The organism is Amycolatopsis ponsaeliensis (assembly GCF_030182635.1).
GTDB lineage: Bacteria > Actinomycetota > Actinomycetes > Mycobacteriales > Pseudonocardiaceae > Amycolatopsis > Amycolatopsis ponsaeliensis.
This window is the reverse complement of sequence record NZ_JAPZLD010000050.1, coordinates 24,921-39,576: the sequence shown is the minus strand read 5'-3', so window position 1 is coordinate 39,576 and position 14,656 is coordinate 24,921. Positions and strand designations below refer to the sequence as shown.

Below are 14,656 nucleotides of genomic sequence, written 5' to 3'. Positions count from 1 at the left end.
CTCCTCGTGAACCGGCCTCCACGCGTGTCTTGAATGAGTCATTCAGGACCTCCGAAGACCTGAATGACTCATTCAAGACGTCTGGCGAGCCGGTCGCGCTCAGCCGGCTCCGGCTTCGCTCGCGCTCCCAGGAACCCAGGAGCGCGAGTTCGATGTACCCGTGCATCAGTTGCCGGCGACCAGGTCCAGCTTGGACACCGCCCGGCGGCCGGTGATCGAGCCGTCCGGCGCCGGGGCGCCGTACTTGACGTCCACGCCTCGCGACTGCAGCTCCCGGACGATGCCCGGGATCGACCGCTCGGCGAGCGCGGCGATGGTCATCGCCGGGTTCACCGTCAGCGCGCCCGGCACCGACGCGCTGTCGGTGACGAAGATGCCCGGGTGGTTGCGCAGCTCGTGGTTCGGGTGCAGCGCGGACGTCGCCGCGTCGTCCCCGATCCGGCACGACGCCAGCGGGTGCACCGTGTACGCCCCGACGACGTCGTTGGTCCACGGCGCGACCTTCGCCAGGCCGTCCTTCTCGATGATGGACTTGCAGTCGGCGTCCGCGAGCGCCCAGCCGCGGCGCGTGTTCGGCGTCGGGTCGTAGCGCAGCGAACCGCGCCCGAGCATCTGCTGCGAGATCCGGTAGGCGTTGCCGGTGGGCGGAGGGGTGCCGAAGACGCCCTCGTTGTCGTCCTCGGTCATCAGGAAGATCGTCAGCCAGTTGGCCCACTGGTTGAGGATCTCCTTCTTCTGCGCCCCGTACCAGCGCGGCTCGTCGCCACCCGGCACCTGCGCGAGGATGGTGCCCAGCCCCGGCGGGAAGTACAGCTGCTCCAGCGAGAACCGCTCGTACTCCGGCAGCGAGCCGTCGAGCTTGTCCCAGTTCGCGACGGTCGGGCCCTTGCCGATGTGGTTGGCCGAGTACACCGGACCGTCCTCACGGGACAGTCCGAGCACCTCGCGGACGCGGTCCTCGTCGATGATCGCGGTGTTGAGCCGCTCGCCGTTGCCGGAGAAGTACCGGCCGACGCCGTGCGGCATGGTGCCGAGCGTGGCCTCCGAACGCTGCAGGATCACCGGCGTCGCACCGGCGCCCGCGGCGATGATGACGACCTTCGCCTCGATCACGCCGGTGCCGGTGTGGACCCGGTAGTCCTCTTCGTCGATCAGGTCGAAGTGGACGCGGTAGCCGCCGTCCTCGGTCCGCTCGAGGCGCTGGACCTCGTGCAGCGGCCGGATCTCGGCGCCGTGCGCGAGCGCGGCGGGCAGGTAGTTCGTCAGCATCGACCGCTTGGCGTCGAACTTGCAGCCGGCCATCATGAAGTTGCAGTTGACGCAGGTGTCGTTGTCCACGGCCACCGGCGCCGGGTTCGCGGTGCGCCCGGAGTGGTGGCAGGCCGCGGCCCACAGGCCACCGGCGTAGGAGACGTCACTCCAGTCCTGTTTGGACACCGGGATCGACTCGTCGATCCGGTCGTACCACGGCTCCAGCGAGTCGCGCGTGATGGCGTGCGGCCACATCCGGCGCCCGATGCTGCCGTGGCGCTCGAAGACGAACTTCGGCGCCCGCGGCATCGCGGCGAAGTACACGACGCTGCCACCGCCGACGCAGTTGCCGCCCAGGACGCTCATCCCGTCCCCGACGACGAAGTCGAACGCCCGCGTGTAGGACGAGCCGAGCAGGTAGTCGTGCTCGAAGTCGGCCGCGGCCAGCCACGGCCCGCGTTCGAGGACCGTCACCTTGGCCCCGCCCGCGGCGAGGTGGTACGCGGGGATCGACCCGCCGAATCCGCTGCCGACGATGACGACGTCGGTCTGGTCGATGGCAGTCATGCGGGGCTCCCCGAGGGCGTCGTGTCCGGGTGGAGTTCGGCCAGCTTGCGGCCGTAGCCGTACTTCGGGAACCGCCAGAAGCCGTCGGCGTCCGGAGCTTTGTACCCCAGCGCCAGCAGGCCGGGGTGCCCGTCGCGGATGGCGTCGGCGGTGTGCAGGTGCGGGGCGCTGTCGTAGGCCATGTTGCAGAACAGCGCGAGGCTGACCCAGCCGTCCTTCTCCGGGTGGCCGGGCGTGGTCAGCCGCCGCACCAGCTCGCGGCGGTGCTCGTAGGGCAGCGCGACGAACGGCGGGACGTCGTGGTCGAGCTCCAGCGCCACCTCGCCCGCGTAGGTCTTCGCGTGGTCGTTGAGCGACTGCGCGAGGTAGGGCAGGCCGGCCGTGACGCCGGTCGCGTCGAAGTTCAGCAGCTCGAGCGCGCCCGCCACCACCGACCCCGGGCCGGGCGCGGCTCCGGCGATCGCGCGGTCTTCGGGGAACCGCTTCTCCCCCGGCACGATCGTGTCCGCGTAGGCCTCGAGAGTCATGTTCTTGACGCGTTCTTCTTCGGTGGCCTCGGGTTGCACCGGCCTACCTCCTCGTCGAATGTCCACAGTAGACGTCAGGCTGCTTCGGCACTCCGCCGCCGCTCGCGGCGGTGCACGGTCATCGGCAGCCCGCCGCGCACCCGCAGCGACAGCATCGCCTCGGGTTCGACGACCTTGCCGGGCACCTTGCGCAGTTCCAGGTCCCGAGCCGCCATGGCGAGCACGAACACCGCTTCCATCACCCCGAGGCTGTTGCCGATGCAGAACCTCGGCCCGGCGCCGAACGGGATGTAGGCGTAGCGCGGCGGCCGGCCGGCCGGGTTGGCGGCGTCGAACCGGCCCGGGTCGAAGCGTTCCGGGTCGGTCCAGAACTCCGGGTGCCGGTGCAGCGTGTAGGGCACGACGACGACGTCGGACCCGGCCGGCACGTGGTACCCGCCGATCTCGTCGTCGGCCTGCGCGATCCGCGGCAGCAGCCAGACCGGCGGGTACATCCGCATGACCTCTTCGACCACCGCGACGGTGTAGGTCAGCTTCCGCAGGTCCTCGTGCTCGGGCAGCCGGTCGCCCAGCACCTCGACCGCTTCGGCGTGCAGCCGCTCGGCCACCTCGGGGTGCTCGTCGATCAGGTGGAACGCCCAGCCCAGCGTGCTCGCCGTGGTCTCGTGCCCGGCCAGCAGCAGGGTGATCAGCTCGTCGCGCATCCGGACCCGCGACGAGCCCTCCGCCGACCCGGACGCGATCAGCCGCGACAGCACGTCTTCGCCGCCCTCGATCGGGTTCGCCAGCCGCTGCTCGACGAGCTCGTCGGCGATCCGGCGCAGGTCTTCGCGCGCGGTCCGGAACTCCACCTGCTTCTTCAGCGGGACCCACTGCGGGACCATGCTCAGCGTGACCGCCTCGAACATGGCCTGGTCCTGCACGGCCTCGAACGAGTGGCCCAGCGTTTCGTAGCCGCCGAGCTCCGCGTCCAGCAGCGTCTTGCCGAGCACGCCCAGCGTCAGGCCGGTCATCTCGTGCAGGATCTCGACCGGCCCGTCGTGCCCGGCGAGCCGCTTGATCACAGTGTCCACTTCGGACGCCACGATCGCGGCCTGGCGCGAGATCCGCTTGGGCTGGAAGACCGGCCGGATGGTCCGGCGCTGGGTCTTCCACGTGTCGCCGTCGCTGGTCAGCAGGCCGTCGCCGAGGGCCCGGCGGGCCTCCTGCAGGCCGATGCCCTTGTGGTAGTTCGCGGCGTTGTCCGCGAGGACGTGCTTGGCGAGGTCGGGGTGGTTGACCAGGTACATCGCCTTGGGGCCGATGGCGATGCGGACGACGTCGCCGTAGTTCTCGGCGTTGTCGCCCATGAGCGCGAGCCGGTCGGTGAAGAGCTGCTTCAACAACCGGAACGTCGCCCGGCGCGGCGGCCCGGGCGGCGCGGTGCGCGCCGCCCGGGCTTCCTGCTGCGGACCGGTCATGCCGCGACGGCTCCCGGCTTCTCGCCGTCGTCGGCCGACTCGACCGGCGGGGCGAGCTCGAGCTTCGCCTTCTGCGTGGCCTGGTCGGCCTCGAACTGGATCCGAGCCTTGTTCGAGAAGTGCAGGCCCCACAGGAAGGCCCCGCGGATCAGGCACACGGTCGCGGTGGCCAGGAACAGCCCGTACGACACGTGCACGGCGGTGAAGAACCCGTACGCGAGGGCCACGCCCGCCCCGAAGGCGAACTGCGAGCCCTTCTTCGACGGCGACGTCCCCGGGTCGGTCACCATGTAGTTCGTGTAGAGCACGAACGCGATCCCGGTGCCCATCGCCAGCGCGCCCGGGATGGACGTGCCGAAGAGCCAGCCGCGGACGAAGGCCTGGATCACGAAGAAGCTCAGCCAGCCCGCGATCAGGAACATCCGGTTGGTCAGCAGCGCGTTGAGCACCGTGCCCGAGATCAGGATGATCGCGACGATCAGCCAGCCGCCCCAGGTCGCGATCTGCTCGCTGAAGTGGTACGGCGGGGCGATGCTGGCCCACGGGAAGAACAGCAGGATGATCGTGATGCCGAAGTTCGACGGGTTCATGTAGTGCCGCATGCGGCCGTACACCGGCGCCTGCAGGACCCACTTGGCGCCGACGGCCACGACCACCCCGAAGATCATCACGAGGATCCGGTCGTTGACGTAGGTCAGCATGTTCAGCGCGAGACCGGTGATGTGCGCCGGCAGCAGGAACTCCATGAGCCCCTTGAAGCCGTTGCCCTTGAACCGGACGCTCCGCTGGGTCACCTTGGCGTTGATGATCTCGAGCAGGATCTCGGTGGTGTACGCGGTCGCCAGCGCGATGAACGGGTACAGCCACGGCTGCTCGAAGCCGAGGACCGTGTAGCCGAGGATGTTGAAGATCGTGATCGACATCGCGAACCGCTTCAACGCGGTCACGACCTTGTTCGTCCGTTTCGGTGGCGCCGTGTCCACCTTGGTGAGGGTCGGGGTGGTCATGCCGTCACATCTCTTCCATCGCCGTGGTGCCGAGCTGGTACATGTGGCAGCCGGGTTCGAGCTTCAGGTCCTGCGTCCGCAGCTGCCCGGTCCGGTCCCGCCACTGCAGGTGCACGTCGAGCGGGCCGGTGACGTCGTGGCCGAGGCCGATCTGGACGTCGAAGCTGCGCCGGCCGGCCTCCCCGCTGCTGCCGTCGACCCGGCCGAGGTACTTCTTGCCGTCCGAGGTCGTCACGGTCGCCTGGGCGCCGATCGCGGGCACGCCGGCCGCGGGCAGCGGGCCGGGCGCCACCGGGGCGTCGGTGGTCAGCTTCAGCTGCAGGTACTTGCCGGGGTTCGGGCTGTCGTTGTGGTAGAAGATCGGCTGCTCCCACTGCCGCGCCACCGCGAACTCGGGCAGGCCGTCCCCGTCGGTGTCGCCGACGGCGATACCGCGGGTGGGGATCGGCACCGCCAGGCCCAGCTGCGGGCCGAGGTCGGTGTAGCGGCCGTCCGGGCTCTTGACGAAGAAGTGGAACGTCTGGTCGCCACCGATGTCGTCCCCGGCGCGGGCGTTCGGCCACCAGAACGGGTTGGACAGCAGGCCGTCGTTGGCCGTGGCCAGCTCCTGCAGGTTCGGCCAGCGGTTGACCTGGCCCTTGACGAACCCGGTCGCCTGCGCGATCTGGTTCTCGCCGCTGTTGTTGAAGTCCTGGATCTTGACGTCCCAGCCCCAGCCGGACCAGGCCGTGCCGTCCGAACCGCTCTTGTCCTCGAACGGAGCGACGCCGTCGTTCAGCTGGCTGCGCAGGTCTTGAGCGTTCTTCGCGGTGTTCATGAACTGGAAGTTCGACTCTTCGATGCCCCACGACGTGGTGATGTTGCTGACGAACAGGTCGTAGAGGCCGTCGTGGTTCAGGTCGCCGAAGTCGACGCCCATCCCCTTGAAGGAGTCGTGGCCCAGCACCTTCGACTTCGGGTCGGTGATGCCGCGGACCCCGGTGACCTCACCGAACTCGATGTGCCCCGGCGAGGACTTGTTGTACAGGAAGTGGTCGTGCCCGAAGTCGTTGGCGATGTAGAGCTCCGGCAGGCTGTCGCCGTCGACGTCGGTCGCGCTGGAGGCCAGCGTCCAGCCGAGGCGCGCGTCCTCCGGGATGCCCTGGGAGGCGTCGACGAACTTCGCGCTCGGGTTCGCCCCGGACGTGGCGCCGGTCCAGCGGTAGATGAACTTGCCGCCCGAGTTCGTCGCGTGCGACATCGACTGGTTCAGCGTGATGCCGCCGTCGGCGTTCGGGTCCAGGACCTTGCTGTCCGGGAAGTAGTTGCCGACGAAGACGTCTACGTGCCCGTCGCCGTCGAAGTCGCCGATGGTGACGGAGTCGGTGTTCCACAGTGGACCGCTGTACTTGCCGTCCGCGCCGCGGTGGTTGCCGCCCACCAGCTCGGTCGGCTGGAACGCGGACGCGTCGAACTTCGTCGCGGTGGCCTTCTGCAGGAACACCACCGGCGTCCGGCCCCAGTAGTAGGCCAGGATGTCCGTGCGGCCGTCTTCGTTGAAGTCACCGGGGACGCAGCCCATCGGCGCCATGTAGTCCCACGTCGGCAGCGCCGGCGCGGGGTCGAGCGCGAACGGCGCGTAGCGCGGGCCCGAATCCGGCGCCGGCGTGATGACGACCTGGTCGCTGCGCGGGTCGACCAGGCAGAGGTCGTTGGCCTTGCCGCTGCCGCTGATGTCGTTGAGCGCGATCGCGGCGCCGACCGAGGAGATCCACGCGGAGATGTGCTCGTACTCCTTGTTCACCGTCCGGATCGACTGCGACTTCTTGGCCGCGGGCAACGCGATCGTCATCGGGGTGAAGTGGAACTGGCTCGCCATCGTGTCCTGTTCGGCGGCCGAAACGCGGGGCAGCTGCGCGACCGTGTAGAGGCCGAGGATCAGCACCAGCGCCACGATGCCCGCCAGCTGCTTGCGCAGCCAGCCCAAGGTCGCGGTCATTTCTTCTTCCCTCCGTGGGTCAGCACTTCTTCGGCGATCCGCTGCCGCCAGGTTTCGAACGCCGGGACGTCGTCGCCGTCGACGACGACGGCCGGGCGGACCTCCTGGGTGATCGCCGCGGCCCGCTCGGCGGGCAGGCCGCAGATCGCCTGGGCCGCCATCTCGGTCTCCGGGATCATCAGGCCCGAACGCACCCGGCACTCGGCGGCGAAGGCGCTTCCCTGCGCCAGCGGTCCGTGGTGGATCCCGGCTCGGTCGACCAGTTCCGCCAGCTCGTCGGCGGTGACGCCGCACGCGTAGGTCGAGGCCAGCCCGACCCCCGCGTACAGGTCGCCGTGGCGCGACTCGGGGAACTCCTCGATCGCCTTGGCCACCAGGGAGACGTCCGTGCCGTTGATGAACCACAGCGCCCGGCCGATGCCCTGGTCGATGGCGCGCAGCGCGTAACCGTCGTAGCGCCGGTCCGGCCAGGAGAAGTTCCGGTCCTGGTACTGCTCCCCGATGTACTTGGCGGTCTTGAAGTACGCCTGGTGGAAGCCGTAGCCGTCGAGCACGAGCCAGCGCAGCAGCGGGTCGAACGCCGACGCCTTCGGCCACGCGAACCGCGGGAGCCGGCACATGGCCCAGCCGACCCCGACGTAGATGATGTAGTCGTGCTTCTCGCCGGGGCCGGCCAGGAACTCGGCGATGTTCTTGCTCTTGCCGAACGGCAGGCCGTCGAGGACGCCGTACCCCATTCCCGCGCCCTCGTAGGCGAAGCCGCGGAACTGCGGGGGGATGCGCTCGAGCCATTCCTCGGCTTGCTCGACCGAGCGCGCTTCGACCGCGTGCGCGTACCCGAGGAGGAACTTCTCCCCGATGGTCTCGAGTCGTTCTTGAGCGGCTGGGCTCTTCCGGTGGAAACCCCGCTTCTCCAGCGATGTCTCCGAGACATCAGGTGTCAGGACGCGGCGCCTGAGCGTTCGCCAACCATTGCCCAACGCACTCTCCCCCTTAGGGTCGACTAGGTTCTTCGCATCTACGGTCACAGATCCGCTGGTCAGCGCTCTACTCCGCGGTTGCCCGTGATCACGGCAGCGCACTTTCGAACGGCACCGCGGTTCAGCCGGCGCGCCGCTGGGCGGCCTCACCGAACTCGCCGCGGATCCGCTGCCGCCACAGCTCGTAGGGCGGCTGCGGCCCGTCGTCGCCGTCGGCGCGTTCGGTGCGGTCCGCGAGGTTCTGCGCGCCCTGCACGGAAAGGTCGGTGAGCACGCCGGCGGCGAGGTGGGTGTGGGCGGGCACGTACTCGGAGTAGGTCCGCGCCTTCACCGCGAACACCACCCCGAGCGCCAGCTCGTCGTAGTACTCCCCGGCCGCCTGCCGCAGCCGGCCCAGCCCGCGCTGGTCGCTGCCGCCGGCGAACGTCGCGGCCAGCCCGACCCCGCTCCACAGGTCCGCGCGGCGGTGCTCGGCGAAGCGCACGACCGCCTTGGCGACGGCGTCCGGGTTCCCGCCGTTGATGAACCACAACGCGCGGCCGACGCCCTGGTCGAACGCCCGCCCGAAGTACTCCGGACGGCCCGCCCACGGGTAGGGCTGCGGGTCGGCCTGCTCGTCGACCCACTTCTTCGTGTCGAAGTAGGCGCGGTCGAAGCCGTAGCCGTCGACGGCGAGCCAGCTCATCACCGGGTGGTAGGCCACCCCGGACAGCTCGGGCAGGATGTTCTTCCACAGTGGACGCGGCAGCCGCGCCATCGCGAAGCCGATCCCGATGTAGGTCAGGAAGATGTGCGGGCGCCCCGGCCCCTCCAGCAGCGCGCGGGTGCGGTCGCGGCCGCCGCCCGGCATGGCGTCGAGGATCGTGTAGCCCATCGTCGCGCCCTCGTAGGCGAATCCGCGCTGCTCGGGTTCGATCAGCGCCAGCCGGCGCTCGATCTCCCACAGCGACGCGCCTTCGATCGCCCATTCGAACCCGCACACGACCGCCTGCGGCACCGCCTCCAGCCGGGCCGTCGCGTCGGTGTGGGTGACCGGGAAGCCGCGCTCGGCGAACCCGACCGAAGCCAGTGAAGGAGCGAGAGCCCGCTTGCGCAGGACTCCGATCAAGGTGGACATCTGCTCTTGTCCTTTGCTGTGTCATGGTTATCACTCCGACCGCAGTCACGGCCCGATGGCCCGGTGGCAACGGTTGCGTGCCGCTCGGGGGGTCGGCCTGCTTTGGTCGGACTGATAACTCGAGTGAATCAGGCGACAGCGCGCAGGTGCGGCCGCTGGGCGGCGAGCATGCGCTGGGTGAACGGCGACTGCTTCGACGCCAGGGTGATCGCGATCGGCGCGTCGGTCGTGGCCGGCGGGCGCAGGCTCACCCGGCCGGCGGACTGCCCGAAAGGCGCCACGTTCACGGCCGCATAGCCGATCGAGAACCGCGGCCCGGGCGCGCCCGGCTGGTGCTGCGCGACCGCGATCGCCGTCCACCGCCCGGCGGGCACGCCGTGGATGGTCAGCTCGCCCGAGCTCATGTTGGCCATGCCGCCGAAGGCGACCGGACCGCACTGGGGCACCGGGTCGGCGAAGAGCCCGACGAGGGTGTCGGCGGGCGCCGAGCCGCGGGGCATGTCCAGCCGCATCGACAGCACGCCCGTGCCGGTCTGCAGCGAGGCGCAGCTGCGGCCGGCCGCGCGCAGCACGCGCAGCGGCGGAAGCCGCTGGAACGTCGGCGAAATCGCCACGAGCAGCTCGGCGACCTGCGGCTCGCGGTACTGCGTCGGCGTCATCCCGACCGCCCGCGAGAACCGGCTGGTGAACGTGCCGACGCTGCTGTAGCCGACGCTGCACACGATGTCGGAGACGTTCAGCGACGTCGTCAGCAGCAGCCGCTTGGCCTCGAACAGGCGCACGGCGGTGAGGAACCGGCCCGGTGTCACCCCGGTGGCGTCCGCGAAGATCCGGGAGAAGTGGAACCGGCTGACGAACACCTCGGACGCCAGCTCCGCGAGCGTGATCGGCTCGAAGTACCGTTCCTGGATCGACGAGATGGCCTGCAGCACCGCGGGCCGGACCGACTTCTCCACCCGCTCCAGGGCCGGTACCCGGGGCGGATCGTCGAATTCGCTGTCGTGTCCGACAGCCGCAATAGACCGCAACATCATCCGTCCAACCTCTGATTCCCCTGATGGCAGTTCTCCTGGTGTCAGGGAAGACGCCGCGCCTTAGAGGTCGATCGACGAGCGATGGAGGGGAACCGGGCGAAATGCACCCGGCCGGGTACTGGGCACGTGCCGATGGGAAATCCACACCGGACAGTCCATGCGGAACGCACGGCCCCGGCGTGCGGGACGTCCGCCCGCGTGGCCCACGACGGTCCCGCCGGGGCCGCGCATGGTCCGTTCCGGCGACACCGCCGAGCGCGCAAGCGCAGGTTGGGCCGGATGGCGGACCGTGCGGAACGCACGAGCCGGACCTGCACAACGCACGGGGCCACGGGGTAAACGCACGTTGACTCTGATGGGTGGCTCACTGGTCGCCGGGGCGACGCTCTGTCACATTCGGATAGAAGCCCGGAGTCGGCTGTCCCCCGACCCGCGCAGCACCACTGGGGAGCGCGAGGACGCATTGATGACGCTGGAGGCCTGCCATGTACTCCGAACTGCCGCGACCGGACGCGCCGGACGACGGTGAAGTGACGTTCACCGTCCTGGGCCCGCTGGAAGTGCTGCGGGGCGGGGTCGACTACGCGCCGACCACGCCCAAGGTGCTCCAGCTGCTCGCCGTGCTCGTGATGCGCCCGGGCCGGATGGTACACATCGACACCCTCATCCGGGAGCTGTGGTCGGACAACCCGCCCCGGACGGTGCGCACGACGCTGCACACCTACGTCTACCACCTGCGCCGGTGCATCGACCAGAACGGCCTGGCCGCCGACGGCGAGAAGATGCTGGCCACCAAGCAGTCCGGCTACGCCTTCTACATCGACCCGGCCCGGGTGGACACCCACCGGTTCGTCCGGCTGCGGCAGCTCGGCCACGAGCACCAGGACGCCGGCGACCACGCCGCGGCGGCCGACGCCTACCGCGCGGCGCTCGACCTCTGGTCCGGCCCGCCACTCGCGAACGTCCACTGTGGACCGATCCTGTCGGCCTACCGGACCGAGCTGCTCGAGCAGCGGCGCAGCGTGCTGCACCTGCGGATCGAAGCGGAGATCGTCAGCGGCAAGCACCGCGAGCTGATCGGCGAGCTGCGTTCGCTGGCCACCGGCAGCCCGCTGGACGAAGCGCTGCACGGCCAGCTGATGCGCGTGCTCGGCCGCAGCGGACGGCGGTCCGACGCGATGGCCGTCTACCGCAGGCTCCGGTCGCGGCTGGCCGGCGAGCTGGGCGTCGAACCGTGTGACGACCTCCAGGTCCTGCACCGCGAGCTGATCTCCGAAGGGGACCACCGCTGATCCACCGCTTCACCGGCTCCGGCCGTGTTCCACCGCATCGCCCGAGAAAGAAGTGAGGAAGCCCGATGCCCGCTCCCAACACCCGCGCCTACGGTCAGTTCTGCGGCCTCGCCCGTGCTCTCGAGATCATCGGCGAGCGCTGGTCGCTGCTGATCGTCCGCGACCTGGTGCTCGGCCCGAAGCGCTACGACGAGCTGCAGGCCGGTCTGCCGAAGATCCCGCCGTCCATCCTGTCGTCCCGCCTCAACGAGCTCGAGGCGACCGGCGTGCTCCGCCGCCGCGTCCGCGCCGAGCTCGAGGCGGGCCTGGTCTACGAGCTGACCCAGTACGGCAGCGAGCTCGACCAGGTCCTGCTCGACCTGGGTCTGTGGGGCGCCCGTTCCCTGCACCAGCCGGGGCCGGACGACGTGTTCACGCTGGACTCGGCGATCCTGTCGCTCTACACGACGTTCCGCGGCGACGTGGCCGAGGGCGTCCAGATCAACTACGAGATCCGCTACGACGACCGGATGATCATCCACGCGCTGGTCGAAGACGGCGCGGTCAAGGTCGGCGAGGGCCGCTTCGCCGGCGCGGACCTGGTGGTCAAGGTCAGCAACGGCGCGGTGATGCTGGACCTGATGAGCGGCCACGTGTCCGCCGCGGAAGCGGTCCGCAGCGGCAAGCTGGCGATCGAGGGCGACCTGGCCGACCTGGACCTGCTGGCCCGCCTGTTCCACATCCCGGCGGCACCGGAGCCCCCGTCGGGCATCGTGGTCCGCTGAGTTCCCGGCCCGCCCGGCCCGGCCCCGGGCGGGCCCACGTTCCGGCCGCGGAGACTCGCTACGGCGAGCCTCCGCTCAGCCGTGCCTGGCCCGGTCGGTTTCCACGCCGGCGGTGTCTTGAATGAGTCATTCAGGACCTCCCAAGACCTGAATGACTCATTCAAGACCTTTGGTCGGGGGCCAGCGCGGGCACCCTCGCCGGGCTCAGTTCCGCGCGGGGTCCGCCCCCGGCGCGATCCGCCCGGCCCGCTCCATCAAGTACCGCCGCTCCGGCAAACTCGCCGTCCGCTCGGCCGCACGCAGATAATGCTCCCGCGCACCCGCCAAATCCCCGGCCAGCTCCAGCAAATGCGCGCGGACCGCGTCCATCCTCCGGCCCACGTCGAGCTTCGCGTCCACTGTGTCCAGTAGCTCCAAACCCTGCACCGGCCCCGATGCCTGCGCCACCGCCACCGCCTGGTTGATCGTCACGACCGGGCTCGGCATCAGCGTCTGCAGCACGCGGTACAGCTCGACGATCTGCGCCCAGTCCGTCTCCTCCGTGCTGGGCGCGGTCGCGTGCAGGGCCGCGATCGCCGCCTGGACCTGGTACGGCCCGAGCGCCGCGTGGCCGATCGTCGCGTCCACCAGTGCCTCGCCCTCGGCGATCATCGCCGCGTCCCAGCGGGTGCGGTCCTGCTCCGGCAGCGGCACGAGCTCGCCGTCCGGTCCCGTGCGGGCCTCGCGCCGCGCGTCCGTCAGGAGCATCAACGCCAGCAGCGCCGCCACCTCGCCCTCGACCGGGATCAGCGCGTGCACCGCGCGGGTCAGCCGGATGGCCTCCGCCGCGAGCTCGTCGCGAGCCAGGTTCTCCCCCGACGTCGCCGTGTACCCCTCGTTGAAGATGAGGTACAGCACCTGCAGGACGACGCGCAGCCGGTCGCCGAAATCGGCCGGGGACGGCTCGCTGAACGTCGACCCGGCGGCGGCGATGTTCTCCTTGGCGCGGGTGATGCGCCGGGTCATCGTCGCCTCGGGCACCAGGAACGCGCTCGCGATCTGCGCGGTGGTCAGGCCGCCGACCGCGCGCAGCGTCAGCGCGACCTGCGAAGACGGCGACACCGCGGGGTGGCAGCACAGGAAGAGCAGCTTCAGCGTGTCGTCCTCGCCGGCGGGCTGGTCCTCGCCGGGCCCGGGGACGACCGCCGCGCTCACCGGCTCCCGCACGGCGACCGACTCCTCGCGCCGCCGCCGCGCGCTTTCGCTGCGCCAGTGGTCGGTGAGCCGGCGGGTCGCGACCGTGACCAGCCAGCTGCGCGGGCTGTCCGGCACGCCTTCGGCCGGCCACTGCTCGCTGGCCGCCAGCAGGGCTTCCTGGACGGCGTCCTCGCACGCGTCGAACTGGCCGTACCGGCGCACCAGCACGCCGAGCACCTGCGGCACCAGCGGGCGCAGGACCTCGGCGACCGGGGCGGGCGCGGTCACCTCACGAACCGGGGATCTCGGATTCGGCGTCGGCGAAGAAGACGATCTCGCGCACCTCGATGCCCATGCCGTCGAAGGCCGCGTCCGGGATCATCGCGGCGAGCTCGACGGCGCGGTCCTTGCTCGCGCAGTCCACGAGGTAGTAGCCGGCCAGGAACTCCTTCGACTCCAGGAAGGGACCGTCGGTGACGGCGGGCAGGCCCCCGCGCACCCGCACGACGCTGCTGTCGGCGACCGGCGCGAGCGCCTGCGTGCCGATCATCTCGCCGGACTCCCGGATCGTGCGGATGAAGTCCTGGTGCCCGGCCATGATGGCGTCCATGTCCTGCTGGGACAGGTTCGCCATCACGTCGGGGTTGAGGTACATCGCCAGCAGGTACTTCACGCCCGTCGCTCCCATCGTCGGTGGCATGAACATAGCCGACCGTTCCGGCGGCACGTCGCAAGCGCGGAGTGGAGCCGCCGCCGGGCCGGCTGCCAGCCTGGATCCGGGCAGTCCCGGACTCAGGAGGTTGGCACCGATGGCCGACGTGTTCACGGACCTGCAGACCGAAACCGAAGCACTGGCCGAGCTGGCGGAGCGCCACGGGTCCGGCTCCGGACCCGACGTCACCGCGCACTTCGCCCGGCTGACGTCGACCGCGCGGCTGGTCCGGCTCAGCGCCGAGAACCCGGGTGCCTTCGGCGTCACCCCGCAGATCTCCTACGACTCGCTCGACGAGGCGGTCCTGACCTGGCTGATCGAGCAGCGGAAGGCGAACGCCCTGCTCGCGGCGGCGCCCGCGAAGCCGGAGCTGCCGTGGAGCGACGGCCCGCTGCGCCCGTCGGTGCTCGCCGCGGCCGCGCTGACCGAGCTGTTCGCCTGCGGCCAGGACATCGCCGACGCGCTGGGCATCCGCCCCCGGCGCGACGACGCGATCGGGCACGTCGCGTACTACGGCGTCCGGACCCGCGACCGCGCCTACCGCCGGCACCGGCGGACACCGCCCGGGCCGTTCCGGTTCGAGCTGCGGGCACCGTCCGGGACGCAGTGGGACTTCGGGCCGGAAGAGGCCGGCGACCGCGTCGCGGGCCCCGCGGAGGACTTCTGCCTCCTGGTGACCGGCCGCCGCGACGCCGAGGACCTCGCCCTGACGTTCAGCGGCGAGCACACCGCCGAATGGCTGGAACTGCTGGAGACCCTGGCGGTCTGACCGGCACTTTCTCCGTCACCCG

General features: G+C 70.5%; 13 protein-coding genes. 3 read left to right on the top strand and 10 right to left on the bottom strand.

All coding sequences use genetic code 11. The features are described from left to right. Positions 1–165 precede the first annotated feature (165 nt). From QQ657_RS46145 to QQ657_RS46110, 8 genes are all read right to left on the bottom strand, one after another. Positions 166–1,818, bottom strand: coding sequence for a GMC family oxidoreductase N-terminal domain-containing protein (locus tag QQ657_RS46145; protein WP_284748748.1), 1,653 nt, complete (start codon positions 1,816–1,818; stop codon positions 166–168). Beyond that, positions 1,815–2,384: a DUF5987 family protein gene (locus QQ657_RS46140; protein WP_284748747.1), complete on the bottom strand. Its 570-nt coding sequence runs from the start codon at positions 2,382–2,384 to the stop codon at positions 1,815–1,817. Before QQ657_RS46140 ends, QQ657_RS46145 begins: the two co-directional genes overlap by 4 nt. Positions 2,385–2,419: 35 nt before the next feature. Further along, the gene (locus tag QQ657_RS46135; protein WP_284748746.1) at positions 2,420–3,805 is read right to left on the bottom strand and encodes a cytochrome P450; all 1,386 of its coding nucleotides are present in this window, start codon (positions 3,803–3,805) and stop codon (positions 2,420–2,422) included. Further along, a complete protein-coding gene (locus QQ657_RS46130; RefSeq protein ID WP_284748745.1) occupies positions 3,802–4,812 on the bottom strand; it encodes an enediyne biosynthesis protein in 1,011 nt (336 codons plus the stop codon). The genes QQ657_RS46135 and QQ657_RS46130 overlap by 4 nt, the downstream gene beginning before the upstream one ends. A gap of 4 nt (positions 4,813–4,816) precedes the next feature. Further along, positions 4,817–6,790 carry an FG-GAP repeat domain-containing protein gene (locus QQ657_RS46125; protein ID WP_284748744.1) on the bottom strand — a complete coding sequence of 658 codons (1,974 nt, stop codon included), beginning with the start codon at positions 6,788–6,790 and terminating at the stop codon, positions 4,817–4,819. Further along, a complete protein-coding gene (locus QQ657_RS46120; protein ID WP_284748743.1) occupies positions 6,787–7,770 on the bottom strand; it encodes a DUF1702 family protein in 984 nt (327 codons plus the stop codon). The genes QQ657_RS46125 and QQ657_RS46120 overlap by 4 nt, the downstream gene beginning before the upstream one ends. 121 nt (positions 7,771–7,891) lie before the next feature. Then, positions 7,892–8,887 (bottom strand): DUF1702 family protein, encoded by a 996-nt coding sequence (locus tag QQ657_RS46115; RefSeq protein WP_284748742.1) that lies wholly within the window; start codon positions 8,885–8,887, stop codon positions 7,892–7,894. Between the two features lie 128 nt (positions 8,888–9,015). After that, positions 9,016–9,843, bottom strand: coding sequence for a helix-turn-helix transcriptional regulator (locus QQ657_RS46110; protein WP_284748741.1), 828 nt, complete (start codon positions 9,841–9,843; stop codon positions 9,016–9,018). A gap of 563 nt (positions 9,844–10,406) precedes the next feature. Here QQ657_RS46110 and QQ657_RS46105 point away from each other — a divergent pair. Together QQ657_RS46105 and QQ657_RS46100 are read left to right on the top strand one after the other, a co-directional pair. Continuing rightward, complete coding sequence (locus QQ657_RS46105; RefSeq protein WP_284748740.1) at positions 10,407–11,213, top strand: AfsR/SARP family transcriptional regulator; 807 nt, start codon at positions 10,407–10,409, stop codon at positions 11,211–11,213. Positions 11,214–11,278: 65 nt separating this feature from the next. Next, on the top strand, positions 11,279–11,977 hold the full coding sequence (locus QQ657_RS46100) for a winged helix-turn-helix transcriptional regulator (RefSeq protein WP_284748739.1): 699 nt from the start codon (positions 11,279–11,281) through the stop codon (positions 11,975–11,977). A gap of 204 nt (positions 11,978–12,181) precedes the next feature. Here the strand turns inward: QQ657_RS46100 and QQ657_RS46095 are convergent, their stop codons facing one another. Next, positions 12,182–13,441 carry an RNA polymerase sigma factor gene (locus QQ657_RS46095; RefSeq protein ID WP_284748738.1) on the bottom strand — a complete coding sequence of 420 codons (1,260 nt, stop codon included), beginning with the start codon at positions 13,439–13,441 and terminating at the stop codon, positions 12,182–12,184. Between the two features lies 1 nt (position 13,442). Beyond that, positions 13,443–13,826 carry a YciI family protein gene (locus QQ657_RS46090; RefSeq protein ID WP_284748782.1) on the bottom strand — a complete coding sequence of 128 codons (384 nt, stop codon included), beginning with the start codon at positions 13,824–13,826 and terminating at the stop codon, positions 13,443–13,445. Between the two features lie 136 nt (positions 13,827–13,962). Here QQ657_RS46090 and QQ657_RS46085 point away from each other — a divergent pair, with 136 nt between their 5' ends. Further along, complete coding sequence (locus tag QQ657_RS46085; RefSeq protein WP_284748737.1) at positions 13,963–14,634, top strand: maleylpyruvate isomerase family mycothiol-dependent enzyme; 672 nt, start codon at positions 13,963–13,965, stop codon at positions 14,632–14,634. The last annotated feature ends 22 nt before the right edge of the window (positions 14,635–14,656 follow it).